The following is a 26,742-nucleotide window of genomic DNA, read 5'->3' as shown; positions in this document are numbered from 1 at the left end:
AAATACAGAGCATTGAGGTTTATTCCCCATCCATGCTCTGTATCCCTATTCATTATGACTATACTTTCTCTCCAACTAAGAACTAGACTGAACAACAAGCGGTTTATGCTTGAACAACGGAACAAGGAGCAGCATACCCAAGAACATAATCGATCCCGCGACGCAATAAATGCCGACGAGCGGAAACACCGTTTTGAGCTGTCCGGCAACAAGTGTCATAATAACCATCATTCCCATAAACATCGGGGTAAGCACGCCATTGACCCGTCCCGTATAGGACTCCTCCGAATATTGCAAAATCATTGTGCTAATACCGATTTGAATCATCGGGAAGCCTAAACCGCTAATAAATTGCAGCACTAATGTAATCGGTATGCTTGTTGATAAGCCTACACCAATCATACAAAGCGAGCTCATCAATAGGCCAATTGCGAGCAGCTTTTGCGGAGCTACTTTTTTGGCTATAACCATGACAGCCCCGCCGCCAACCAGCATCGCTATCCCGTTAACCATCAGAATATATTGCAAAAACTCCTTAGGCTGACCCAGACGTTCAAGCACGATGAACAAGCCAAGCGTCTGCGCAATTCCTACCGCCGTGCCCGCTAATGCAAACGTACCTCCAAGGGCTTTCAAGACTGGACTGCGCCATACATACTTGAATCCATCCTTGAACTCTTTCCAGAAATGCCTCTCCAATGCAGCGTCTGTTTTCTCCACTTCACGATCACGCGGAATTCTGAACAAAACGACAGCGGAGAGCAAGAACGCTACACCCATTACTCCAATGGAAACTTCGATGCCGAACTTTTGGTACGATATGACACCAAGTGACGGACCAAGCACCATGAATATCGCCATAAGCGATTGGAACATCGCCATCGCTGATTGCAATTGCTCTGCTGGAATATGCTGCTTAAACAGCTTCATAGCAGAGGGCTGTGAAAATTGCGATAGGATTGCCGATACAAACGTTGCAAAATACACCATATGCCACGAACCGTAAAGCAATGTAATCAGTACAACAAACACAGATAACGCTGATAAAAAGTCACACCAAATCATCGTGAGCCGCGGCTTCCAGCGATCTGCAAACGTTCCTCCGATGAACGAGAATACGAAAATCGGTAAAAATTCCACGAAGCCCATCAAACTAATCGCAAACGGGTCCTCGTTCGTCTTGTCTGTCACATACATCAGAATAGCGAAGTTCCTTACCCAAATTCCAATTTGAAGCAATACGTTTGAAAATATAATCGTTTGAAAAAACTTGTTTCGAAGCAAACTTTCTCCCGCTCCTGTTACTTCTTTAGCAGACATTTCAATCAGCACTCTCCCTCAACCAAAAAATGATTTATTTCTCCACCTTCTCGGCTGGGCCATGATAACCCTTTTCACCATAAGGCTGCAGCTTTTGGGCCCATATCTCCTTTAAATCGTTGACTTCTCTGTTGTATTGTCGCACCATGTCAACGGGTTGACGGCCTTCCGGGTCCAATACGTCTTTATAATCATAACGAATCTTTTGTTCCAATTTAACGGTCTCTAGAACGAGAAAAGAAAAGTTTTCGCCGCCAAATTGCTTCCATTCCTTCTGCAGCTCCTTGTTCGCATGACCATTCATATTCAGTACAAACTGCTCTTTTCCCCAAAGGGCATCTAAATTAGTGGAGCTTCCTAAATAAATTTTTCCATTCACATTATTTTTGATCTGAAAAACACCCATCTGCCGCTCACGCTCTTGGTACTCAGCTGTCAGCTGCTTCCTCTTTGCCTTATCCATTTTTGGATCACCCTTTCGTTCTTCCTCTTGCTCCTGCACTTTGGCCTGAGCTTTCTGTTTATCCGTTTTTCCTTGCTTGCCTTTAGCAGATTTCTTTGGGGCTGTCATTTGCTCAACCTGCTCGGTCGACCCACTCTGTTCAAGCTCATTTTTCTTGATTCCTGAACCCTTCACCCAATACACTTTGCCATCATCTTTACGATCCAAGTAGCCATAATCGATCAGATAGCGGCGCAGTGTTGCATAATCCTCTTCCCAAAAAGAAATTAACCGCTCATTCACTTCTTTCTCTGTATAGTGGACTCCGCTTTTGAAATAAGAGGCGATATGACGCAGCACTGCTACTTTACGTTTCTCCTTGCGCGGAAATGAGGCGAGCGGACCTTCAGGACCATCCGGAAAATATTGCTTCAAAAGATCTGTGTATTCATCCTCTGTAATCGCATAGCGTTCATCTATTTGTGTAGCCGTCCGATGTACAGGCACGAATCGCGGAGCCGCAGTGTTGCCATGGTCCATCATTTCAATAATTGCGAGCAGAAGCCTTGCTTGCTTGGCCTTTTCCTTCAGTACGAAACGATGATTCCGAATGGTCGAAGCGCTGCCTATTCCAGTACGGCTCATCATCTCGTTGTCAGTCAGCTGATCGGCAAAACCTTGAATAAGCTCCTTCTGTAAGTCGGTCAGACCTGTCTGCCGCTTATCCAGCTCAAGTAAATAATCAAGCATGGAGCCATGCTCCTGCTGGACATGATAGGCTGCATATTTACGCGCCTCATACCAGCGTCCAGACTGCTCATCCCGAAAAATCTCTCCATCCTCAAAGCGTTCTCCGCAAATAAGGCAATAATAAAATCCTTCGGCTTCCTCATATACATAACCCTGCTTCAGTTCTTCTACCGATGCCGACCAAAAACGTTCTTCAGCAACCATTTATCCAAACACCTCTCAATAACGTCTACTTATTTTATAAACATTATATAATTATGTTTGGTTTTTATCAAATACTTTTTCCAACAAAAAAAGTCGCCTTAAGGAAATATCCTTAAAGCGACTTTTCTGTCATTCCTATTCGAGTTACACCGATTCTTTCCTATCCTTTGGCAGCATAAGCGCCAGCAAGCCCATTAGCGGTAACACGCTGCAAGCGACCATAACAAAGCTGAGTGAACGGGCGTCCGCCAAATATCCGAGAACTACCGCACCAAGTCCACCCATTCCAAAAGCAAGACCCGTTATAAGCCCCGAAGCCGTCCCTACCTTGCTGGGCATTAGCTCCTGCGCATACACGACGCTTACCGAGAATCCGGATTGCAATACAAAACCAAGCACTACGATTACTGGATATACCCAGGCTAGAGGCAGATGCGGCAGAACGAGAGCGAATGGTGCTGCGCCTAGAATGGAAATCAGCATCATTTTTTTGCGTCCGATCCGATCCGCCAATATACCGCCAAGAAAGGTGCCGGCAACACCGGCTGCCATAAATAAAAATAATGGAATCTGTGCTTGCTTAATCGTCAGATGATAGGCTTCCACCACATAAAACTGATAAAAGTTGCCGATCGCTGCCGCATACCAGGATCGTGCAAATACGATCACGAACAAGATAGCAAGTGCAAACGCAACAACCTTGGGTGCCAGAGCGGGCTTCGCGCTGCCTGCCGCTTTGCGCTGCATTTTGCCATCATGTACAGCTAACTGCGTCTTATACCAAGGAACGACTTTCGTCAAAATAATAATGGCTGTAGCAGCAAGCAATGTCCCCCATATAGCGCCCTTCTGTCCAAACGGCAGGAAGATCAGCATCGTCATCAACGGACCGAGCATTTGACCAAAATTACCGCCAACCTGATAGATCGACTGGGAGAAAGCTCTGCGATTGCCTGCGGCCAAATGAACAACCCGCGAGCCCTCTGGATGGAACACGGCTGAGCCAAGCCCCACAAACACAACCGCGAGCAGCACTAAGTAGAAGTTCGGTGCGAAGGCTAAGCCAACCATCCCGAGCATGCTTGCACACATCCCGACAGGAAGCATCCAAGGCGCCGGCCTCTTATCCGAGATCAAGCCGACAACAGGCTGCATAACGGATGAAGTCATATTGAGCGTAAAAGCAATCCAGCCGATTTGTGCCAAGCTTAAGCGTAGAGATTGTTCCAATACGGGAAACAGCGCGGATACAACCGATTGCATCATATCATTCATGAGATGAACGGAGCTGATACAAATGAGTATCGAGTATACAGTAGCAGATTTTAGCGCTTCTTTATTGATTTTTCTCGTTTCTTGCTGTGCAGACATGTTTAGTAGGACCTGCCTTTCTTAACGAAAAACACTCGTAACCCTCAACGAAACGTGCAGCAAGCATGAACTAAGCTATTGCAAACTTCATGCAAACAGGACTAGGCAGCTCAAGCTCCGAATCCAGCTTGGACAGCAGCCCGCTTTCCGCATCTACTGAAAATACAGTAATATTGCCAGTCTTCTGATGAGCAACGAGCAAATGATCGCCGCTTGGCGTAAGGACAAAATTTCGCGGCGACTCTCCGCCGCAATCGATATGCTGAATAAGCGAGAGCTGTCCATTTCCTTGATCTACTGCAAATACAGCAATACTGTTATGACCACGGTTAGAGCTGTACAAATAACGTCCCGAAACACCTAAATGTATATCCGCTGAATCGTTATATCCATTGTAGTCAGCTGGCAGTGCTGATATCACCTGGTTTGCTGTTAATGTGCCAAGTTCCGAATCCACATCAAATTGTGTAATCGTCGAATCCAGTTCATTCATCACGTAGCCTGTTTCTAAATGAGGATGGAATATTAAATGACGTGGACCAGCACCACGATGAACCTTGCTAATCCCATGAGGAATAAGCGAGCGCCGTTCCTCATCAAAGCGATAAATAACGATCGCATCGATGCCCAAATCGACTGCACATACATAAGAAGAACCAAACGGAATGATGCAATGAGCATGCGGTGCATCCTGCCTTGCTGCATTTGGACCGAGCTCGCCGGAATTTTGCTGAACAGATGTTGCCTCCTCCAGCCCGCCATCCGCCTTAATCGGCAATAATGCAACGTTTCCGCCTGTATAATTGGCAGCTAAGAGAACCTGCCCCGCTTTGTCCGTGCTAATGTAGCAAGGATGAGCGCCATATGTAAGCAAGCGGTTGCCTGTAGATTTCAGCAAGCCCGTTGCTTTATCAATCTCAAACGAAGCGACTGAGCCGCCGCTGGCATCGCCGGTTACTTCAGTTTCACTAGCCGCATATAAGCTGCCGCCACTTGGATTTAAAGTCAAATAAGAAGCGTTTTCGAGCCCGCTAAGACGCTGCAATATCGCTAGCTCACCTGTCGTTTTTTCAAACGTACACACATGAATCGTCGATTCCTCCGCTGTTCCATATGACCCGATATAAAGGATGTTTATGGGTGTCGGTTGTTCCTTTAAATTGCTCATTTTTTATCCTACCTCTCTGACTTTTTGGCTTTACAGTGACCATAGCATAAGCGGCTTCATCAAACAATGTCTTTTTTTTATAAAAGACTTCACAAATACTATTGTGACATGTTACAATGTAAGCGCTAACAAATTCAGCGATTCACATTTCTAAAGGGGGAATTGAGATGATGAATGTTGTAATGAGCGAACGGAATGTGTATGAGGATTTCGAGTTGGAGACAGACGTGCTCTATTTCAAGCTCGGTATGCAAGGACTCGTAAGCTTCCATGGCAGAAACTATAATATAAAGAGACGAATGACTGCCGAACAGATCAGCCAGTTAACTAACGAACGCAGCTTCTATCAAGTCAGCTCTAATTGCTACATCAATATCGGAAAAATCAAGACGATTGATGCTGGTACGATTTATTTTGACTCCGAAATAACAGACTCTAAGCAAGTAACCGTAAATCGCCGCAAGCAATTCGTCATCCAACAGCTGTTTTCACAGCGTGCTTCAAGCAAAGAATATCGGATAACAAAATAGTTGTACATACAACCGCCCCATTTTCCGCTATGATCGGAATAGGGCGGTTGTTTGTTGTCTACTGTCCTGCTATTCTAAAGTTGAATATTATAATATTTTTTGCACAAATGAAGTCAATTATTAATCACTTTTAGGAGGACTACCATGTCTACGCAAGGACAAGCATTTGAAAAATTATTTCATGATGAGCAAGCTGTATGGCTGCAATGGGGCGCTTATGAAGCAGCTGTATTGCCAGCAGTTGGTGCCAATCTTATTGCGTTTCGCGATAAAGCAAACAATTATACCTTCCTTCGCGAACCATCCCTAGAGGAAATGGATAGCTTCAGAGAGAATCCGGGCATTCACGGCATCCCGGTTCTGTTCCCTCCAAACCGTTATGAAGATGGTACTTTTACATGGAACGGCAGAACGTATAACTTTCCAGTTAACGAAGCAAAAACGGGCAACCATTTGCACGGATTTTTCCATACAGCAGCTTGGAGTGTCGAGGATTTTGGCACAAACAAAACGGAAAGCTACGTATCGCTCAAAATTTCAATCGATGAAAGCCACCCGATCTACACGTATTTGCCGCATCGCTTCAGTATTAAACTTCGTTATGCGTTAAATGATACAGGTCTACTGCAGCATGTATCGGTACATAATGAAGGAACGGACGTTATGCCTTGCCTGATCGCTTTCCACACAACGATCAATGCACCGTTCGCAGCGAATAGTACAGCAGATGATTACCGCTTCACGCTAACAACCGGCAAACGCTGGGAGCTTAACGAACGCATGCTGCCAACAGGCAACTACCAAACGCTAGTTGCAGACGAGGAAGCCATGAAAACAACAGGCATCTCCCCATTCTGGGAGCCGATGGATAATCACTACACAACCGAGCCGCAAAATGGCCGCAACGCGATGGAGCTGACCGATACACGCAATGGCGTAACGCTAGTCTACGATATTGGAACAGCTTACAAGCAGTGGATGATTTGGAACAACAACGCTACGCCAGGCTTCTTCTGTCCGGAGCCGCAGCTGAATCTCGTCAATGCGCCAAATGTGAACTTGCCAGCTGAGCAAATCGGGCTTGTCTCACTTGAGCCAGGCGGCATTTGGGAAGAAACGAGCCGCTTGTACGTTAGAAAATAGGAACTGATCAAAGGATAGCAGCAATTTCGCTGCTATCCTTTTTTTATGTTGAGATTAATTTTTAACGAAGCCGAATCATTTTTTCCATCCAAATACAGGACAGGAGTGACTATTGTCGAGAAAGGCTGTAAAATGTAAGCATCAGCCCCTCTTATGTCGAAAACTGAAGGGAGAATATGATGCGGCAATCATTATGGAAAGCACTTGTCATTACAAGCTTCTTATCCTTTATTCTCATCATCATTCCACAATCAACTGTCCACGCAGGTTTAATTGATCGAATCAAAGACATTTACAATACACCTGAGAAAATTAGCGAGCTCCAGCAGCAGTATATTGAAGCCACAGAAGCACTCGCTAAGCAGCAGCAGCAGCTTGAGGAATCCGCAAAGGCTGCGGCAGCGTATGCAATGAAGCAACAGGAGCTGCTTAAACAAAACAATCAGCTTATCGCGCAAAATGCCGAGCTGCAAGCTGAGATGGATCGCATGAAGCAGGACAAACAATCGTTTATCAGCAAGCTTATTAATACTGTCATTATAATCGCAGCTGTTTTTGTTGCTTATATCGTATCCCTGAGAGTTTGGCGTTATGTCGTATGGCGCAAGCAGCGCAGCACAAGCAGTAGAGACAGCAGAGGCAGCAGAGGAATTAGCGGATGAAAATAACCGTTCCTGCCCAAGTCGGCCATGTGCATCTCAACCTTGATACTGCGGACAAGCTTCATGTTCTGCATCCAAAATCAATCATCGCCTTCCAAGGCGATCCGCAAAATCGCGAGGATCGTTTCATGGATTTGGCTGGCATGTATCGCAAGAAACGCTGGATTCGCTCCCTTATTTCTGGACCGGCCGAATTCATTGTCGGCTTGCCTGCAGGCTGCTCGCTCGAAACGCTGCACATCGATGAGAAAAGCGACTTGCTGTTTGATTTCAGGCATATTATCTTTTTCTCGGACGGCATGAAGCTAAAGTCTGTCGTGCAGAAGCTCAAAAACGCATGGATTACGAAGGAATTTGTGCGAATGCGATTTTCCGGGCCGGGCTTGCTCGGAATCATTACCGCTGGTGATGTGAAATCCATTCAGCTCCATCCGGATCGTCCTTTGTATGTTGAGACTGGAGCACTCGTCGCATATCCAGAGCATGCTTCCATCCAGCTGTCTGTTTACGGCAACAAGCTCGCAAGCCAGCATATGAATGTGCAGTGGGAAATTCGCGGCACTGGCCCAGTACTTATCCAAACAGGCTCCCGCGATGCCGAACTGGAGGAGCAGCTGCAAAACGGCGGCTTTATCAAAAGAATTCTTCGCGAAGTGCTGCCGTTTGGCGGTATCTATATCAAATAAAACAGAGGCCAGCCGACCGTCAGCAGACGGAAGACAAGCCTCTTTTTATTTTAAACCCCTTTAATTGAAAACTGATGGGAGTATGCTTGGTTCGCAAACAGAATGTATTCCTTCTCTGGAAGCTGTCCCCAGCTGTCATGTCCGCCCACGCCAGTTTGCTTATGGTTGACGCGTACAACCGTTTTGTTGCTTGGTGGCAGCAGATGAATATGATCATGCGCCTCCAGCTCAAATGGCGTATAAGGCAGTACATTTAATTCAAAATGTGGCGCACCCTTCAGCACGATACCCTCACCCTTTGCATTCGTAACCGCAGCATGGCGAACGTCCATCTTATTGCCGCATTCCTGTGGCCTGATATACGATACGAGCTGATCCTGAACGCTGCCAGCGTAAAGCCCAAGCTTGCCTCCCGTTTGGCGATCCCAATACGTCTCGTCTGGGCCTTTGCCATACCAGCTTACTTGATCAAATGATGCTGGCATCTGGAAGAGCATGCCGATTTCCGGAATTTCCGGTAAATCCGCCCCAGGCTGCAGCTTCTCGTATACATTGATCTCACCATCTGCATTTACTTTGTAAATTAACGACAACATGGATTCCGTTGTAGTAGGCAAGCTATACTGCACATTAATTGTTGCACTGCTTGCCTCAAGCTCCCAAGTCATCGCTTGCAGAACGCGCTCTGTCCCCGCTTCACGCCATGTTGCACAGCGCATATGCTGCTGATTGCCGCGATCATTATCTGTGTATGCACGCCAGAAGTTCGGAGTCAATCCTTGCAATAACCGCTCTGAGCCATTCCATTCGTAGGAAGTAAGACTGCCGTTTGCTAGATCAAATTGCGCAGTGAAGCTTTCGCCGCTTACGTGAAGCGCCGTTGCCGACTGTTCAGCATGAACAGCAGGCTTTGCTGGTACAAGACCAATAATCAGCTCAATAGGCGCAGGCAGCACAAATTGCTCAAACGCGATTTCATGACCCGCTTCTGCCCACAGAGTTTGCTCCTTCAGCAGCAGCTTTACCGTTAATACTGCCTCTTCCGAAATGGAAGAAAGCTTAGGCAGCGTATAAGGAATCGTTAACGTTTCCTCACTCTCCGGTTGTGCGGCAGCTTCTACCGTGCCTGCCTCCACAGAAACACCGTTAATCGCTATTTCCCAAGCAAGTGTAAAGCTATTTAAAGCGCTGAATAGATGACGATTGGTCACCTTAATGGTGCCATTCTTCAGATCAATCGCTTCAAACTTAGCATTTTGGTATACCTTCTTCACCTCTTGAAGCTTAGGCGACACTGTACGATCTGCGAAAATAAGGCCGTTGCCGCAAAAATTACCATCATGCGGCGATTCTCCAAAGTCGCCTCCATACATCATTTTCACTGTGCCGCTCTCGTCTGTTACTCGAATGGCTTGATCGATCCAATCCCATATGAATCCGCCCTGCAACACAGGATACTTCTCAAAAACTTCCCAATACACATGCAAGCCCCCGCAGGAATTGCCCATCGCATGACTGTATTCGCATAAAATATAAGGTTTTTTCGGATTGCTTCTCGCATACTGTTCAACGCCCTGAGGGCTGGTGTACATATGGCTTTCGATATCAGAAGCAGCATCCGATTCGCGGTAGTGAAACGCTCCCTCATAATGAACGACGCGCGATGGATCAGCTTCACGTAAAAAATCATGCATTTTTATGAAATTGTCTCCGCCAAATGCTTCATTCCCAAGCGACCAGATGACGATAGACGCATGGTTTTTGTCTCTTTGCAGCATCGAATTGCAGCGATCGAGCACAGCCCCTGTCCATTCCGGTCTGCTTCCAGGCACCGCCCTACCAAGCTCCTTCTGTCCATAAGTCCAAGAACCATGCGTTTCCAGATTCGTCTCATCAATGACATACAGCCCATATTCATCACAAAGTTTGTACCAGAGCGAGTTGTTCGGATAATGTGAAGTGCGGACGGCATTGATATTATATTTCTTCATCAGTTCAATATCTTTGCGCATATCCGCTTCATTAATTGCGCGGCCTGAATCGCATGAGAATTCGTGACGATTTACCCCTTTGAACATGATCCGGCGTCCATTGATTTGCATCAGCCCATCTTTAATCTCAAACTTGCGGAAACCGACCTTGCAGCTTATCGCTTCAAGCAGCGTGCCGTCCTCTGATTTCAAGCTAAGTATTAACGTATATAAATTCGGCTGCTCAGCACTCCATTTGAGCGGATTTGAAACAGCGGCGCGCAGTTGAACAGAAGTGAGCTCCTCGCCTTCCACCTGCGTCTGGATCGTCAGCGGGCTTGGAAATACGGCTGCCCGATTCACATCATACAGCGCTGCCTCCAACGTTATTTTGCCAATTGGCCTTACAAAATAGTTAAGCAGCTTCGCATCAACAATCAGCTCTGCGTCAAGGCACTGCTCATCAAGCTCTGTATGTACAAAATAATCATAGATATGCGCCTCAGGAGTGGAGTACAAATAGACATCTCGGAAAATACCGCTCATTCGCCAAAAATCCTGATCCTCCAGCCAGCTTGCGTCGCTCCACCGATAAACCTCTACGGCCAGCTTATTCTCTCCGTCTGCAAGGTATGGGGTTAGATCGAACTCAGAAGGTGTAAACGTATCTTGGCTAAAACCAACAAGCTCTCCGTTCAGCCATACATAGAAAGCCGATTCCACACCTTGGAAGCTGATAAATACAGGTTTACCATCCCACTCGGAAGGTACTGTAAAAGTACGAGCATATGAACCAACTGGATTATATGCAGTAGGGGCAAACGGCGGCTTTATGTCCTCGTTGCCATCCCAAGGATATCTAACATTCGTATATTGCGGATAATCATAGCCCTGCAGCTGCCAATGCGCAGGAACCGTAATGCTGTCCCACTGGCTATGATCATAATCGGCTTCATAAAAGTTGGTGATTCGTGATTCGGCATTCGCTGCAAACGCAAATTTCCACTGGCCGTTCAGCGACAAATAATTCGAAGACTTGTTATGATCGCCACCCCATGCCTCCTCTATCGTATCGAAGGGCATTAACGAAGCATGCGCATCCATTCGGTTCAACCGATAAATTTCAGGGTTATTGTTCCACTCCGGGTAACCGTTGGCCGGCGTCGTATATACTAGCTTTTTTCGCATAAAATCAAGCACCTCATCACTTTTAATGGATATGATATTCACATTATAAGGCATTGCTATTTCTCATATCATAAAACAATTTTCATATCTTCTATAAAAATATGAACATTACGATACAAACGGCGCTCGTGATTGGAAGCGTAAAGCCAAAAAAAAGCTGACCGGGGCAAAAACACCCGATCAGCCTTAACCGCCATATCAGAAGCAGATCTGCCTCTCCTAGAGCTGCAGCTGCTTCAAATTATAAAACTCGCCTTTGCTTGCCATCAGCTCATCGAAAGTGCCGACCTCAACAATACGTCCATGCTTCATGACGACAATACGATCTGCATCACGAATCGTCGACAGGCGATGAGCGACAATAAATGTCGTGCGGCCTTTAATCAGCTCCTGCATCGCCTTCTGAACATGAAATTCTGACTCGTTGTCGAGTGCGGAGGTGGCTTCATCCAAAATAATAATTTTTGGCTCGCGTACAAGCGCACGTGCAATCGCAATCCGCTGACGCTGGCCGCCAGACAACTTGCCGCCATGTTCGCCAACCATTGTATCGAGGCCGTCCGGCAGCTGCCCGATAAATTCGGATAGATTAGCCATCTCAACAACACGATTCACTTGTTCATCGGTAATATCGCGAAGGCCATACGTAATATTGTCTCGAATCGTACCTGAGAACAAAATATTCGTTTGCGGCACGACAGCCAGATGCTTGCGATAACTGCGCAGATCAATATCTGCCAAATCAATGCCGTCCATCATTACTTTCCCGCCCGTTGGCTGCAGGAAGCCGATAACTAGATTGAGCACTGTTGATTTGCCTGCGCCGGATGCGCCAACAAATGCGATACATTCGCCTGCATCAACTTCGAGGGTAACATCCTCAAGCACATGATGTTCACTGCCCGGATATGAAAGCTCTACACCCTCGAAAGAAAATTCGCCTCGTACATCGGCAACTTTTCTTTTTCCGCTATTATTTTCAATATCGGTCGATACCAAAATCTCTTTAATGGAATGAATCGATTCAAGACCTTTTGCAATTTGCGGATAAATGTTAATGAGACCAGTAACGGAAGCCAAAATCATCGCAAAAAAACCTTGGTACATAACGACGTCGCCAACCTGAATTTGCCCATTGTAAGCTAAGTATGCCGTGAAAATTAAACAAAGCACCTGAAAAATTTGAAACGTCACCCAGTTTGTTGAGCCAAAATACGCCTCCACCAAATCCAGCCGATATCCTTTGCCTTGAATGTTGTTCAGCGTCTGGTCAATACGTGCGATCTCAACCTTCTCCAAGCCGTGTGCGCGCGTAATCGGAATCATCTCGACCATCTCTGACACGCGAGAGGACATGTGTTCTATTTCTTTACGGAATTCCTTGTTCGACTTACGGATTTTGCGCCTGAAAATCGTTACGATCGTTATGGACATTGGAATGGTCAGTATAAAAAACAAAGACACAATCCAGCTGCTGTTCAGCGTTATAATAAACGATACAATAATGTTAACGACAGCCGGCGCCAAAGCAATCATAAACTGCTTTGACATCATCTCAACCGCTTCGACATCTCGCAGCACCTTCGATTGCAGCTTGCCCGCAGGCAGTTCCCTGTGTTGATTGATGGACAACTGCTGCAGCTTGCGCACAAGCGCGCTGCGAAGTCCCGCTTCTACATATCTTACCGCACGGCTCAAAAAAGAAATGTAAGCGGCGTGGGTTGGTATGTTCTGCAGGATGACGATCAAAATAATAACAAAGTTAATCCAAATGCCGCTTAGCGGATATTTTGCTGGATTCGTTGCAATGTTGATAATATTTGCCGTTACAATGGGCAGCACATAAACGGGCGCGCTTTTGATAAACAAAAATAATAATGAAATCAATAGATTGGCAAAGTTGCCTTTGTATAATGACAATAAAAACTTCAACGGGCTGACATTTTCCTCTAGTGCCGCGTTTTCAAATGTGCTCGCTAGTCCCTTTGCAGCACCAAGCTGAGTTTTCACAACCCTCTCTGACATTTCTCTCTCCATCCTTCTGCAGCTCTGCATGCTGTCCAACCATTCTAAATCCGGCAAGCTACCGCATCATCTTACGCTCATTCCACCTTCCTGTAAATGTGCGATATTGCACTTCTTATATTCAATTTTGCTCTTTAATACTAGTGGTGCTTAGCTTTATAATCCTTAGGCGTTTCACCGACCATTTTCTTAAAAAGCTTGTTAAAGTAAACTGGATCACTATAGCCGACCAGCTGTGATATTTCGTAATTTTTCAAATTTGGATGATCGCTCAAAAACTGCTTTGCCTTCTCTATCCGAATATCGATCAAATAGTCTGTCAGCGTCATGCCCGTCTCCTGCTTAAATAAGCGGCTCAAATAATTGGCGCTCATGCCGACGGTGTCAGCGATACGCTCCATTTCGAAGTTTTTGCCGTATTCTTGCTCCAAAATCGTTTTCATTTGCTCAATAACATGATGCTCTTTTTCCTTCGAGATCGTCTCTTGTGCTGGAGCAGATACCGTTGATTCCGGTGTTTGCCCGTTTTCGCTGCGCTCCTGCTCAATCTTAACCAGTATGTCGTACAAGTTCACCTTGTCCACCGGCTTGAGCAAATAATCCCGCACGCCAGAGCGAAGAGCCTTGCGTGCATATTCAAATTCACTAAATCCACTGAGCACAATCGTATCAATCGACTTATCGCGCAAGTGCTCAATTAGACGCAAACCGTCCATCATCGGCATCTTTATATCAGTAATCAGCACATCCAGCTCGCCTTCACTGAGCTTCGAAATTTGCGCCCAAGCGTCCATTCCGTTGCTGTAGGAGCCGATAACTTTGATGTCCAAATCCATTTTCGTTAATATTTTTTCTAGACCCAGCCTTATGAATTCTTCATCATCCGCGATCATAATGTTCAACAATCCTGCTCGCTCCTCCCCGCGTGTTCCTCTTCTAGTTTGTGCTAAAATCGGTACATCTGCAATGAAAAGAAAGCGGACGGTTTATTTAACCGCACCGCTTGTCACACCCGCGAAAATATATTTTTGCAAGAACACATAAAGAATTGCGGTAGGAATCATAATGATAAGAATGGCTGAGGATATCATTTGCCAGTCCCCGCTGTTGACCCCGAAGAAGCGCATGAGTGACGTTGATACGACGACATGTTCGGCCCTAGGCAGATATAGGAGCGGAATAAACATGTCATTATAGATGCTGATTGTTTTCAAAATAATGATTGTCGCTGTCGCTGGCGCAAGCAGCGGGAAGATGATGGAGCGGAAAATACGAATCAATGAAGCACCTTCGATCATCGCGCTTTCATCTAGTTCATAAGGGATATTTCTAATGAATTGCAGATAAATGTAGATTTGCAAAATATCTGCGCCTACATAGATTAGTACAGGTCCCATCAAATTATTCGTTAAGCCAAGCGCCTGAATCGTTTTGTAGTTGACGACTTGCGTTGTAATCGCTGGAATAATCGTGGCGAATAGGAACAAGCCGACTAACGGGCCTTTAAATTTGAAATTGAAGCGCCCAACGGCATAACAGAATGCCGATCCGATCAATATGTTCAAAATTAGCGTGATCGCGATAATAAACAGCGTATTCCCGAACGCATGGAGCATATCCGCCTGCTTGAAGGCTTGCGCAAAGTTTTTAAAATAGAGAAAGCTATCCGGCATGGAGATCGTCGATTTCGTGTGAAATTCATCCTTCGTCTTAAAGGCGTTGACGACGATGATATAAGGCGGGAACAAAATCGCAAACGCAGCCAATAGTAGGCTTAAATACTTGATTGTGTCCCAAAGCTTATTGGATTTATTCATCGATTATTCCCCCTTTCCTTTCAACAAAAACCGCTGAATCGATAATACAATGACAACAAAGAGTAACAAGACGACGCTCATTGCGGATGCCAAGCCATAGTTGTTGAACTGAAAGGCGGTCTCAACAATTTTCATAACGAAGGTTTCACTCGATCCTGCCGGCCCGCCCTTGGTTAAAATATAAGGCAGATCAAACACCTCTAAAGCGCCGGTGACCGTTAGGAACAAATTGAGCTCGATAATTTTGTAAATATTCGGCAGCGTGATGCTAATAAATTTTTGCCAGCCGTTTGCCCCGTCAATCGATGCCGATTCGTAAATATCACTTGGAATCGATTGAAGCGCCGCCAAATAAATGACCATATTGAAGCCCATAAAGCGCCAGAAGCCAATAGAAGCAAGCGTATAGTTTACAAAAGAGYCACTGCCAAGCCAGCTTGTTTTGGAGAGTGCATCAAAGCCGAGCTGCCCTAGCAAATAGTTTAATGATCCGTTTGTCGTATCGAATACGTAACCGAATAAGTATGCTACAGCAACGCCATTTAGGATGTACGGTAAAAAAAGCAGCAGCCTGAAAAAGTTTTTCCCCTTCAGCTTGCTGTTCAGCACCACTGCGAAATAAATCGCGGCGATATTTTGTACGATTCCAACAGCGAAATAGGCAAAGTTATGTTTGAAGACGCCAAATATAGCTGGATTTGAAAATACTTCTTTGTAGTTCGACCAACCAATCCATGGTTTGTTTTGACTTAAGCCGTCCCAGCTCGTAAAGCTTAATCGAATGAGTTCCATTGCCGGATAATAGGCGAATGTCAGCAGCAGCAGCAGCGGCAATGCGACGAAGCCAATAATGACATAGTTCTTCTGTGTTTTAAAAGGCAATCTGCTAAACATGAGACAACCCCATCCTCCCTGCGTCTTTCTAATCGGAAGGTGCAGGATAGACAACCGTTAAGGTTACCCATCCTGCACGCAGCCCTTACAATCCTAAATCTTTTTTCGCTTTCGCCCACGCTGTGTTCACTTTATCCAATACCTTTTGCGGGTCTTTAGCTAATACGAATTCTTGTACAACTGCAGCTTGATCAAGCTGCGCTTTGTTTTGAATTTCTGTCGCTGCATCTACTGGTGCAGCTGGCTCGAAAAATTTAGGGGTAAAGCTGTTGAATTCCGAAAGCTGTGGAAGCTTCGATTCTTTGGCTTTCAAAGTAGGAATGAAACCTGCGAAATCATCATAACCGGATTCTTCGATCATCCATTGTACGAATGCTTTGCCTGCTTCAACATTGCCGTTTTTGTTAACTGCATAGAAGAAATCCGGGTTAAGCGGTGCTTTCGCTTCGCCAGTGTTGTCGACCGGGAATGGGAAGAAGCCAATGTCCTCAGCAGGAGCGCCGTTTTCGATTACTTGGTTAATTACCCAGTTGCCAAGCAGATACATACCGAATTTGCCGGTTGCTACGTCTTTTTTCGATTGCTCCCAGTTCGTCGAGTTCACGTCTGTTTCCAGGAAACCTTTTGTATACAGCTCACGAAGAATTCCCCATGATTTGCCGTATGCATTATCAAGCGTGTACGGTGTTTCAGATTCAGCACGTTTGTTTTGATGATCAGAAGCTCCGCCGATTAGCGTTGGAACATCGTATACCCAAGTATCAAGCGGCCATTTATCTTTGAAGTTTGATGCAAGCGGCACGATGCCTGCGTCTTTAAGCTTTTGCGATGCAGCTAGAAATTCGTCGTATGTTTTTGGAAGAGCTGTAATGCCTGCTTTCTCGAAAGCTTTCTTGTTGTATACGATACCGACTGTCGATCCGCCGGAAGATACACCATACATTTTGCCTTCTTGCGCTTTCAAATCCTTGAAGTGAATTTCACCTGAGAAAGCAATGTCGTCAAGCGGAGCGAAATAATTAGGCAGCTCTGCGTTTGGAATAGTCGGTACAAATACGACATCAGGGAAGTCTCCGGAAGCGATGCGGATTTTCAACGTTTTATCATAGTCCGTTATGGCTTCAAATTTAAGATCGACACCAGGATATTTGTCTTCAAAACGTTTTTCGTAATCGACGTACTGTTTGTCAATCATGTCGGTACGGTTTGTTAAGAATACGACTTCACCTTTTATCGTTGATGCTTCTTCTGTTCCACCGTTTTCCGGTTTGTTTGTTGCGTTGTTATCCGTGCTCGGCTTGTTCGTAGGTGTATTCGTGCTTGCGTTATTTCCATCACATGCAGCTAACGATGTTAGCATAACTACAGAAACAAGTGCTAACGAAATGACTTTTTTCATTTTCTAAATCCCCCTCAGCTCGTTTTGATTCCGCTTACATTTCGATAATACCTCATAAAATGTGGTTCTAAAATGGTTTAAAATATGATTTATAGTCTTCAACTGTCATTTTGTGAAAACGCTATTTTACGCATGATCACTCATTATTGTGCATATACACGCCGCTTTCTGCGTTATTAAATGAAGCAATTTTATAAGGTTGCTTGCTGTTCAAGAAAGGTATTGTAAACAAGACTAGAATCATGTTTACTTGTTATATAACAAAAATATTATTAGCAATAACAAAAATACCAAATATAAAGTGAGGCGACTCCAATGACAACTAAAGCAGCCTATATTGGCGGAATGACATGGGGCTGGACAGGCATTCGAGGCACATGGACTGGCGAAAAAGCGGATCGTTCGATGGAATTAATGGCCGAGCGGTTAAGCGTGAACTGGACAGCTATTGCACTTGGCGCACTTCAAGATCATGCCCACTCCACCGAAATTAAGTTTCGCGAGGCGCCTACGGTTACCGATGAGGAAGTTCTTAGTGCCATTCACAAAGCGAAAGAACTAGGCCTTAACGTTTGTTTGAAGCCGGTCGTCAATTGTGCGGATGGCACATGGCGTGCTCATATTAATTTCTTTGAACTCGATGTGCCTTGCGAGCCAAAATGGTCTGACTGGTTCGCTTCGTATACCACATTCATTTTGCACTATGCCAAAATTGCCGAAGAAACAGGTTGCGAAATGTTTTGTGTTGGATGCGAAATGGTTCAAACCGATCGCAGAGAAACGGAATGGCGTGAGCTCATCGCAGAAGTTCGCAAAGTTTATTCCGGCATCGTTACGTACAACTGTGACAAATATCAAGAAGGCCAAATTAAATGGTGGGATGCTGTTGATGTCATTTCTTCCAGCGGCTACTACCCTATCGATACTTGGGAAGAGCAGCTGAACCGAATTGAAAAGGTCGTATCCGAATACGACAAGCCTTTTTTCTTCATGGAAGCAGGCTGTCCTAGCCGCGAAGGCTCGCAGTATATTCCGAACGATTGGGGACTTGCCGGCGCGCCCAGCGAAGAGGTTCAGCGTCAGTTCTACGAGACGATGTTCTCCCATACGGACAAACGTGATTGGGTTGGCGGCTTTATGCTTTGGGATTGGCCGGCGAGACTATATGAAGAGACCGATGCTAGTGCTAACGACGATTATTGTATGTATGGCAAGCAAGCAGAACAAACGGTTCGTCAATATTATGCAGCCAAAATAGCTGAATCGAGTGACGGAGGGTTGGGCGAATGAACGTAACTAACGAGCAGTGGCTGGCAAGCATCAAGCAGGAGCTGGAATCTAACATTCTCGGCTTTTGGATGAAGCATACGATCGATGAGCAAAAAGGCGGTTTCTACGGCCATATCAGCAGAGATCTAACCGTTAACGATGAAGCTGGCAAAAGCCTGGTGCTTAACACACGTATCTTGTGGACCTTTGCCTCCGCTTATCGCATGACTGGCAATGAAGCTTATCTCGAGATGGCTGACCGTGCCTATCAATATGTAAATAAATACTTTGTAGATCAAGAATACGGCGGATTATACTGGATGGTCGACGCAGCTGGCAGCCCAGCCGAAACGAAAAAGCAAGTATATGGCCAAGCCTTTGCTATTTATGCTTACTCCGAGTATTACCGCGCTACCGGAAATGAAGCTGCGCTTCAGAAAGCGATCTCACTATTTCATACGCTTGAGAAATATAGCTACGATGAGCAATATAAAGGTTATTTCGAGGCTCTTACACGCGAGTGGCTGGAAACCGACGATAATAGCTTGAGTGAAAAGGATTTGAATGAGAAGAAATCCATGAATACTCATCTCCACATCATGGAGGGTTATACGAACCTTTACCGGGTATGGAAGTCGGATGTGCTGCAAGCCAAGCTGAAAGAACTAATCGAAATCACAATAAAACATATTATTAACCCAGATAACGCGCACTTTATCCTTTTCTTCGATGAAAAATGGAACGGCAGATCTGAGCACATTTCTTACGGTCACGATATCGAGGGCAGCTGGCTGCTAGTCGAGGCGGCTGAGGTGCTTGGAGATGCAGCATTGCTGGCTGAAGCCAAAGCGATCGCCATTCGAATGGCAAATGCGACGCTGAATGAAGGCGTTGACGAGGACGGCGGTCTTCTTAATGAGGCAGGTCCTGATGGGATCATCGATTCGCACAAGGATTGGTGGCCGCAAGCAGAGGCTGTTGTTGGTTTCTATAATGCTTATCAAATGACGGGCGATGAGAAATACCTTGAGGCTGCCTTGAAATCTTGGCAGTTCATTGAAAATTTTATCGTCGACAAACAGTTTGGCGAATGGCACTGGAGCGTAACTCGCGTTGGAGCTCCAAGCGACAATTTACAAAAGGTCAGCCCTTGGAAATGCCCTTATCATAATGGTCGCGCATGCTTTGAAATGATCGAACGCTTGTCTGGTAAAGCAACTTCACACTAATGGAGGTTTATTCAATGAGTAAATTTAATGAACGCAAGCAAATGCTAACGGACCGTTATGAGGCACTCGTACAGCGTAAAAACGAGCCTGCAGAAGTTAGCAACGGCGTTTTTGATCGTTACGTACACCCCGTTCTAACAGCAGAACATGCTCCGCTGATTTGGAAATATGATTTTAATCCTGAGACGAACCCTTATTTCATGGAGCGCCTCGGTGTTCATTGCGTATTCAATCCAGGCGCAATCTTCTTAAATGGCAAATTCCATCTCGTAGCGCGCGTTGAAGGCAATGATCGCAAATCATTTTTTGCCATTGCAGAGAGTGACAGCCCCGTTGATGGTTTCCGCTTCTGGAACCACCCTATTTTGCTTCCAGAAACAAGCGATCCCGATATTAACGTCTATGATATGCGCCTCGTTCAACATGAGGACGGCTGGATTTATGGTCTGTTCTGCACAGAGAGGAAAGATCCTTCCGCTCCAAAAGGAGATCTGTCAAGCGCGATTGCACAATGCGGTATCGTAAGAACAAAGGATTTGAAGCAATGGGAGCGCCTTGCTGATCTAAAAACAGCGTCCAACCAACAGCGCAACGTCGTGCTTCACCCTGAATTTGTAGACGGAAAATACGCCTTCTATACTCGTCCACAGGACGGCTTTATCGATACGGGTTCAGGCGGCGGTATTGGCTGGGGACTATCTGATACGATCGAGAACGCTGTTGTAGAGCGTGAGATCATTATTGATGAACGCCATTATCATACAATTAAAGAAGTGAAAAACGGTCAAGGTCCCGCTCCAATTAAGACGGACAAAGGCTGGATTCATATTGCTCACGGCGTTCGCAACACTGCGGCTGGCTTGCGTTATGTACTTTATGCATTCCTATCCGACTTGCAGGAGCCTAACAAAGTAACGCATCGTCCAGGCGGCCACTTGCTTGCGCCAGAAGGCATTGAACGTGTCGGCGACGTATCGAACGTAGCTTTCTGCAACGGTGTTATTGCACAAGATAACGGCAACGTCTATATTTACTACGCTTCCTCCGACACACGCTGTCACGTTGCTGCAACTACCATCGATCAACTGCTCGACTATTGCTTAAACACACCGGAAGATCCGCTTCGCTCCTACGCATGTGTAGAGCAGCGCATTGCTTTAATTGATCGCAACATGCAGCTATAATCCGCTTCACCATAACAAGGTACTTTAGTCTTTCCAGCCTATAAGAAAGGGCTTCCCAGAGAGCAGCATTTCTGCTTTTGGGAAGCCCTTTTTCATTTATTGTTTGAAACAAATTACTTTTTGATATCCATAGGAATAGAGATGGTCTTATCGTATGTTTTAATATAGGAAAATCCGTTAAGCAGCAGCTGTTCCGGTTCCTCCTCTGTGTTAAAAGAAAACGTTTGCTCCCACAAGATGTTGCCATTTTTCAAATCCCACGGGCGTGATGAGGAAATGGATGAGACAGGAACTACAGTATCACCCGATTGAACAGATAAGTTTTCCGTTTCCAAGATTGTAAATTGTTTTCTGGCGATAACGATATCATAACCTGTATCGGTTTTTGTGACGCTGCGAATCCATAACTTCTCATTCCCAATCTTTATGGACAGATCTGATGGTGAAGCTAAGGAGATCGGTTCTTCTATTTTCTGATAGCCAGCAAAATTTTCAAGTACGAGCTCGATGGTTTCCAGCTTGTCTGTTGGCAGCACATCAAATTCAAGTTCAAATGCCGCCTTGCCCTTTTCACCCGAATGATCCGACTGCATTCCCCATGATTTCACTTCTGTTCCATTTACATAAAGCTTTGTTTTACCTGAGAACCTCGGGTATCCCCCATCATTCATTTCATAATGTCCCTTTACGATGGTTGAAGTAGGTGAAGCTGTGATGGCGTCATAGTGGACCGATCCCTCATCGACCGAAACGGATTTTGAGATATCCTCTTTAAGCATGCTTTTCATCGCTTTATTCGCTTCAAACTTGAAGGAGATGGGGTAAGATGCACGTTCCCCATTTTCAAGCCATTCACTAAATGTAACGGTTAATGTTCTGGAGAATGGGCTAACCGGTTCAAATTTATAGACGCCCTCGTACTGGGTCTCGTCTTTGCTATAATTGCCGCTTCCTTCTTTGGGATCGGAATCCGTCAAGAACCCTTCCATTTGACCTACGTTATAACGCAGTGAACTATTGTCAGTAAATACAGAGCCTTCAGGTCTATCAATGCTATAATACATAAGCAAAGCGTTATCGTCCGCAATAACCCCGTTGATGGTAATGACAGTACCGTCATCTAGCGTTTTGCTTTTGTTAACCGATTGTCCGTAGCCTTGCTCCGCCACTTCAGAGAAGCTAAGAGAGTTCAGCTCGATTTTGTTAAACAACTTGCCTCCGTAATAAGCGAATGCAGGATATTGATAAGTTCCGACAATCAGAAGGAGTGCTGCAGCTGATGAGACAACCCATGTCATCGCTCTATTTAACTTTCTTTTCTTAGCGGGAACATGCTCAAGTGCATTGCGAAGTCTGTCCTCAAGTCCTGACGGTGCCTGCACGATATTCAAGCTCTGTTTGTGCTCCTGTAATCTCTCCTCGATCGTTTTCATTACGATCCCCTCCGATCATCGCTTTCAGTTTTTGTATGCCTTGAGAAATTCTTGATTTGATTGTTCCAATCGGCGAACAGGTCATGTCCGCAATCGTCTGATACGGAAGATCATGTACGTAGCGAAGCTCGATAGCTTCCCGCTGCTGTGCATTTAGATTAGAAAGCAGCACCTGCATGTTCATCTCAGACTCCGTGTTGCGATAAGGGTTATCTTCAGTTAATCCAGCAAAGGACGATTCTCCCTCGTCTCCCAGCGGAACAAATCGTTCTTTTTGGCGGAGTAGTTTTTTGCAACGATTTACGAGAATGGTTTTGCTCCAGCTGTAGAAGGCTTCGCTCTTTTGCAATTGATCCAGCTTTTCATAAAGCGTAACAATCATGTCTGCCATGGCATCCATCGCGTCATGCTCATTTCTCAAATAGCTGTAGGCAAGACGATAATAAGCGTCCTGATCGGCTATGATTAGTTGTAATAAAGCTTCTTTGTTGCCTTTTTGAGCTTGTCTGACAAGACGGCTTACATTCATGTTCTCACCCCTTTCATAGATAAGAGATCACAGAGGTTATTAAAGTTCATTTTGCGAAAAAAAATCTCAACTACCACGTCACTGAGATGTTATTAGAAGATATTGACATCAACTAAACCTGCATAATAACATCCATATAAATCTAATTTTACGGAGGCTCGCTATTATGGAGATTTCAAAGGGTGTAGAAATGCTTCAACTAGATTTTCATGGAACGATTATTCATCCCATTCTTTTGTGGGATCAAGATATGGCTGTTTTAATAGATACAGGTTTTCCAGGGCAAATCGAAGATTTACGCGCAGCCATTGAAAAAGCAGGCGTGTCATTAGACAAACTAAAAGCTGTCATTTTAACGCATCAGGATATGGACCATATAGGCTGCCTTCCTGAGATTTTGAAAGAGTATGGTCATCATATTAAAATTTACGCGCATGAATCGGATAAGCCGTATATTCAGGGAGAGATCCCGCTTTTAAAAGACGGGCACCTTGAGAATCCTCCGAAAGGCAGAGTGGACGATACGCTGATCGACGGTCAAGAACTGCCGTTTTGCGGCGGTATACGGGTCATTCACACGCCTGGGCACACTCCCGGCCATATTAGCCTTTATTTAAAGCAAAGTAAAACGCTCATTGCTGGTGATTCAATGTATAGTGTAGACGGTAATCTCGGGGGAATTCATGTCCCGACTACACCGGATATAAAAGAGGCTCGTCTCTCTTTGAAAAAATACGTAGACCTCGATATTGCATCCGTCGTTTGTTATCACGGGGGATTAAGTACCGAAAATGTTAATGATCAGTTGTTAAAGCTCAGCCAAGAGTAACTATATATAAAGGGTTCCACATACTAATCAAGCATTATATGTGGAACCCTTTTAAGTTTTATTTTAGAAGCATAACCTATCCATAAAGGGGAGAAAATACCCAAAGATCAGCCACTTTCTAGAAAGTTGTGTGAATGCTTTGGAAAATAAATATGTCAAAGAAACGCGATCCTTTAAGGTTTCGAGAGTATTCCCAACCGATGTAAACAATCATAATACGTTGTTTGGCGGCAAACTTATGTCTTATATCGATGATATTGCTTCGATATCCGCTTCCAAATTATGCAGAGTTACCGCGGTAACCGCTTCGACGGATTCCGTTGATTTCTTGCATCCAATCCGGCCAACAGATTCCGTTTCCCTAGAGTCCTTCGTTACTTGGACGGGCAAAAGTTCAATCGAGGTTTTTGTGAAAGTGATACGAGAAGACTTAAGAAGCGGCGAGCGAAAAATAGCAGCTACCTCTTTTCTTACTTTCGTTGCCCTTGATGAAGAAAATAAGACAATACTTGTACCTCGTATTGTCCCTGAAACGGAAGAAGAAATTAAATTATATGAAACGGCCGAGCATCGCACGGCAATGAGGAAGCAGCGCAGAGAAGAGAGCAAAAAGTTTGCAGACTTTTTGCTGACGAAGTTTCCGTGGGAATAATCGTCCCCTTTTATTACTGTTTATTTTGACGAACAGCATCATTGCTGTTGCTGCGTGTTCCCTCGCCCAGCAATTTCATCGTAACCATGCCGATTGCCAAGCACCAAACAGGCGCAGAAACGCCGAGAAAGGCGACATTCGCTACCGCAATCGCAAATGTAAAGGCCGTTGAGTAGCGGTAGGCAGATTCCGAAAAAGCTGATTGAAGGCTTTGAATGAATACCCCCATCAATGAAAAACCCGTTAGAAGCCAAATAAATGAAGACGGAAGAATATTAATAAAAGCAATAACCTTCCAAGCAAATAATCCAAACAACGCCACTAATGTACCCGAGACAATCGCTGCATAAGGACGAGATTCCTTTGCACCAGCTTCTTCGCTGCTGCACAGCATACTCATCATTCCGCCAACATTTACACTATGACCGCCAAGAAACGCTACAGCAGTCGTGGCAAAACCAGTTATCGTAATCGTCTTGGAAGCGGATGGCTCATAGCCATTTTTGCGAAGTGCTGCCAAAGCTACAAACAAATCGTTGCTAAGCACGAGTATCGACAAAGGAATAGCTAACGATAACAGCCCATTAATCGAAAACTCAGGGCTCACCACATGCGGCAGCGCAAACGGCAGCACCTCCATTGGAGGCAAATCGTAGCCAATCCATAGCGCAAGCAGCCCCATGCAAACGACGCCGAGCACCGGCGGAAAGCCCTTGAATAAACGGGGAAATAAGAAAAAACCGACCAATGCCATGAACCCGACAAAAGGAGCATCCTTGACCGCGGGAACGATTTTTACAATATGGTTGAATATTAAACCAGCAAGCATCGCATCCATAAGCGGCTTAGGCAGGAAAGCCAGCAACTTATCAGACAGACCAGATAAACCAAATACAGCGATAATAATCCCGGAAATAATGCTCGCACCAGCTAACTCCTGCACTGTAAACTGTGTCGCAGAAGTGCTTAAGAAAGCAACGGCGGTTATCGAATGCGCGCCGCCAAACGGAATCTTATAAATCAATGTCAAAGCTATGTTCAGCACTCCGCCAAAAAAATAAACGGCGAACAGCCACGCGACGAGCTCTAAGGTTGAAAAACCTGCTTTTTCAGCGCTGCTAACGATGAGTACGGCTCCGCCTGTACATGCCAGCATCGCAGATAATATACCAGTAAACACATTTTGCCGATTGAGCTTGGATTGGGTTTTTATCATCAAATCGCTTCCTAATCGTATAATAATATGGCTTCCGAGTTGTTCAAGTGCTTAAGTATAACCGTTTCTATGCAATTTGTACCCATCCACTGCTCAAACTTTTTTCAGCCATTTCTGCGCATAACATATCAAGGCATCCCAAGACATCCCAAGATCAACTCTCTAACGAACTGTATTATTCTTATTGTGATGAAAACTAGCTTACTTAAGTTTTAACGAACCTCATGAACGTTATAGCATGCTGAATTGGGTGTCATAAGCTATTTTTCTCGAAATAAYGATTCTGTAGTTCGTTGCACTTTTAATCCATTACGAAAGGTTAAAATAAGAGCTACTAGGTTCGTAAGTTATAGGTCCGAAAACGTTCATTCTGTCTGAGCTCCAGCTCCATTTCACACCTCGATCATACGCCGCCGCTACTCTATAAGCGCATATTTGTGCTTACAGACAACAAACCTAGCTTCTTCTCTCGCTGTAAGAACATATATGTGCTTATTGCTCCATTTCCCACCTCGATCATACGCCGCAGCTACTCTATAAGCGCATATATGTGCTTATAGACAACAAACCTAGCCCTTTCTCTCGCTGTAAGAACATATACGTGCTTATTTGTCCATTTCCCACCTCGATCATACGCCGCAGCTACTCTATAAGCGCATATATGTGCTTACAGACAACAAACCTAGCTTTTTCTCTCGCTGTAAGAACATACATGTGCTTATTGCTCCATTTCCCACCTCGATCATACGCCGCAGCTACTCTATAAGCGCATATATGTGCTTACAGACAACAAACCTAGCTTTTTCTCTCGCTGTAAGAACATATACGTGCT

The 26,742-nt window shown here is 45.1% G+C and carries 22 protein-coding genes; 9 read left to right on the top strand and 13 right to left on the bottom strand.

The window, feature by feature from the left end; genetic code table 11:
- Nucleotides 1-75: 75 nt before the first annotated feature.
- From AB4Z50_RS33910 to AB4Z50_RS33895, 4 genes are all read right to left on the bottom strand, one after another.
- Nucleotides 76-1,320 carry an MFS transporter gene (locus tag AB4Z50_RS33910; RefSeq protein WP_441886481.1) on the bottom strand — a complete coding sequence of 415 codons (1,245 nt, stop codon included), beginning with the start codon at nt 1,318-1,320 and terminating at the stop codon, nt 76-78.
- Nucleotides 1,321-1,354: 34 nt separating this feature from the next.
- Nucleotides 1,355-2,716 (bottom strand): DUF2087 domain-containing protein, encoded by a 1,362-nt coding sequence (locus AB4Z50_RS33905; RefSeq protein WP_441886478.1) that lies wholly within the window; start codon nt 2,714-2,716, stop codon nt 1,355-1,357.
- Between the two features lie 144 nt (nt 2,717-2,860).
- Nucleotides 2,861-4,087 (bottom strand): MFS transporter, encoded by a 1,227-nt coding sequence (locus AB4Z50_RS33900; RefSeq protein WP_441886475.1) that lies wholly within the window; start codon nt 4,085-4,087, stop codon nt 2,861-2,863.
- 70 nt (nt 4,088-4,157) lie between these two features.
- Nucleotides 4,158-5,255 (bottom strand): lactonase family protein, encoded by a 1,098-nt coding sequence (locus AB4Z50_RS33895; protein WP_441886472.1) that lies wholly within the window; start codon nt 5,253-5,255, stop codon nt 4,158-4,160.
- 167 nt (nt 5,256-5,422) lie between these two features.
- Here AB4Z50_RS33895 and AB4Z50_RS33890 point away from each other — a divergent pair, with 167 nt between their 5' ends.
- The 4 genes from AB4Z50_RS33890 (at nt 5,423) to AB4Z50_RS33875 (ending at nt 8,276) form a co-directional block, all read left to right on the top strand.
- Nucleotides 5,423-5,785: a LytTR family transcriptional regulator DNA-binding domain-containing protein gene (locus tag AB4Z50_RS33890; RefSeq protein ID WP_076268974.1), complete on the top strand. Its 363-nt coding sequence runs from the start codon at nt 5,423-5,425 to the stop codon at nt 5,783-5,785.
- 144 nt (nt 5,786-5,929) lie between these two features.
- Nucleotides 5,930-6,928, top strand: a complete 999-nt coding sequence (locus AB4Z50_RS33885) for an aldose 1-epimerase (protein ID WP_441886469.1) — start codon at nt 5,930-5,932, stop codon at nt 6,926-6,928.
- Between the two features lie 179 nt (nt 6,929-7,107).
- Nucleotides 7,108-7,590, top strand: a complete 483-nt coding sequence (locus AB4Z50_RS33880; RefSeq protein ID WP_441886466.1) for a hypothetical protein — start codon at nt 7,108-7,110, stop codon at nt 7,588-7,590.
- Nucleotides 7,587-8,276, top strand: coding sequence for an AIM24 family protein (locus AB4Z50_RS33875; protein WP_441886463.1), 690 nt, complete (start codon nt 7,587-7,589; stop codon nt 8,274-8,276). The genes AB4Z50_RS33880 and AB4Z50_RS33875 overlap by 4 nt, the downstream gene beginning before the upstream one ends.
- Before the next feature lie 50 nt (nt 8,277-8,326).
- Here AB4Z50_RS33875 and AB4Z50_RS33870 read toward each other — a convergent pair whose 3' ends face one another.
- The 6 genes from AB4Z50_RS33870 to AB4Z50_RS33845 form a co-directional block, all read right to left on the bottom strand.
- Entirely contained in the window at nt 8,327-11,434 is a 3,108-nt protein-coding gene (locus tag AB4Z50_RS33870) for a glycoside hydrolase family 2 TIM barrel-domain containing protein (protein ID WP_441886460.1), read from the bottom strand.
- 219 nt (nt 11,435-11,653) lie between these two features.
- Complete coding sequence (locus AB4Z50_RS33865; protein WP_441886457.1) at nt 11,654-13,459, bottom strand: ABC transporter ATP-binding protein; 1,806 nt, start codon at nt 13,457-13,459, stop codon at nt 11,654-11,656.
- Between the two features lie 140 nt (nt 13,460-13,599).
- Nucleotides 13,600-14,364 (bottom strand): response regulator transcription factor, encoded by a 765-nt coding sequence (locus tag AB4Z50_RS33860; protein ID WP_441886454.1) that lies wholly within the window; start codon nt 14,362-14,364, stop codon nt 13,600-13,602.
- 81 nt (nt 14,365-14,445) lie between these two features.
- The gene (locus tag AB4Z50_RS33855; protein WP_441886451.1) at nt 14,446-15,276 is read right to left on the bottom strand and encodes a carbohydrate ABC transporter permease; all 831 of its coding nucleotides are present in this window, start codon (nt 15,274-15,276) and stop codon (nt 14,446-14,448) included.
- A gap of 3 nt (nt 15,277-15,279) precedes the next feature.
- A complete protein-coding gene (locus AB4Z50_RS33850; RefSeq protein WP_441886448.1) occupies nt 15,280-16,170 on the bottom strand; it encodes a carbohydrate ABC transporter permease in 891 nt (296 codons plus the stop codon).
- Nucleotides 16,171-16,255: 85 nt separating this feature from the next.
- Entirely contained in the window at nt 16,256-17,569 is a 1,314-nt protein-coding gene (locus tag AB4Z50_RS33845; RefSeq protein ID WP_441886445.1) for an ABC transporter substrate-binding protein, read from the bottom strand.
- Nucleotides 17,570-17,884: 315 nt separating this feature from the next.
- Here AB4Z50_RS33845 and AB4Z50_RS33840 point away from each other — a divergent pair, with 315 nt between their 5' ends.
- The 3 genes from AB4Z50_RS33840 to AB4Z50_RS33830 are packed head-to-tail and all read left to right on the top strand — an operon-like array spanning nt 17,885 to nt 21,251.
- Nucleotides 17,885-18,859, top strand: a complete 975-nt coding sequence (locus tag AB4Z50_RS33840; RefSeq protein ID WP_441886442.1) for a glycoside hydrolase family 113 — start codon at nt 17,885-17,887, stop codon at nt 18,857-18,859.
- Nucleotides 18,856-20,067: an AGE family epimerase/isomerase gene (locus tag AB4Z50_RS33835; protein WP_441886439.1), complete on the top strand. Its 1,212-nt coding sequence runs from the start codon at nt 18,856-18,858 to the stop codon at nt 20,065-20,067. The genes AB4Z50_RS33840 and AB4Z50_RS33835 overlap by 4 nt, the downstream gene beginning before the upstream one ends.
- A 14-nt stretch (nt 20,068-20,081) precedes the next feature.
- Nucleotides 20,082-21,251 carry a glycoside hydrolase family 130 protein gene (locus AB4Z50_RS33830; protein ID WP_441886436.1) on the top strand — a complete coding sequence of 390 codons (1,170 nt, stop codon included), beginning with the start codon at nt 20,082-20,084 and terminating at the stop codon, nt 21,249-21,251.
- A 113-nt stretch (nt 21,252-21,364) separates the two neighbouring features.
- On the opposite strand, the gene AB4Z50_RS33825 is transcribed toward AB4Z50_RS33830, so the two are convergent.
- Both AB4Z50_RS33825 and AB4Z50_RS33820 read right to left on the bottom strand, forming a co-directional pair.
- Nucleotides 21,365-22,684, bottom strand: a complete 1,320-nt coding sequence (locus AB4Z50_RS33825; RefSeq protein WP_441886433.1) for a DUF4179 domain-containing protein — start codon at nt 22,682-22,684, stop codon at nt 21,365-21,367.
- Nucleotides 22,611-23,213, bottom strand: coding sequence for an RNA polymerase sigma factor (locus AB4Z50_RS33820; RefSeq protein WP_076268987.1), 603 nt, complete (start codon nt 23,211-23,213; stop codon nt 22,611-22,613). Before AB4Z50_RS33820 ends, AB4Z50_RS33825 begins: the two co-directional genes overlap by 74 nt.
- 166 nt (nt 23,214-23,379) lie before the next feature.
- Here AB4Z50_RS33820 and AB4Z50_RS33815 point away from each other — a divergent pair, with 166 nt between their 5' ends.
- Nucleotides 23,380-24,042, top strand: a complete 663-nt coding sequence (locus tag AB4Z50_RS33815) for an MBL fold metallo-hydrolase (RefSeq protein ID WP_441886430.1) — start codon at nt 23,380-23,382, stop codon at nt 24,040-24,042.
- A gap of 139 nt (nt 24,043-24,181) precedes the next feature.
- Nucleotides 24,182-24,694 (top strand): acyl-CoA thioesterase, encoded by a 513-nt coding sequence (locus AB4Z50_RS33810; RefSeq protein ID WP_441886512.1) that lies wholly within the window; start codon nt 24,182-24,184, stop codon nt 24,692-24,694.
- Nucleotides 24,695-24,707: 13 nt separating this feature from the next.
- Here the strand turns inward: AB4Z50_RS33810 and AB4Z50_RS33805 are convergent, their stop codons facing one another.
- Nucleotides 24,708-25,910: a benzoate/H(+) symporter BenE family transporter gene (locus AB4Z50_RS33805; RefSeq protein ID WP_441886427.1), complete on the bottom strand. Its 1,203-nt coding sequence runs from the start codon at nt 25,908-25,910 to the stop codon at nt 24,708-24,710.
- Between the last annotated feature and the right edge of the window lie 832 nt (nt 25,911-26,742).

Origin of the sequence: Paenibacillus sp. 2TAB26 (assembly GCF_052115145.1) — a bacterium.
GTDB lineage: Bacteria > Bacillota > Bacilli > Paenibacillales > Paenibacillaceae > Pristimantibacillus.
This window is presented reverse-complemented; position numbering and strand designations above follow the sequence as displayed.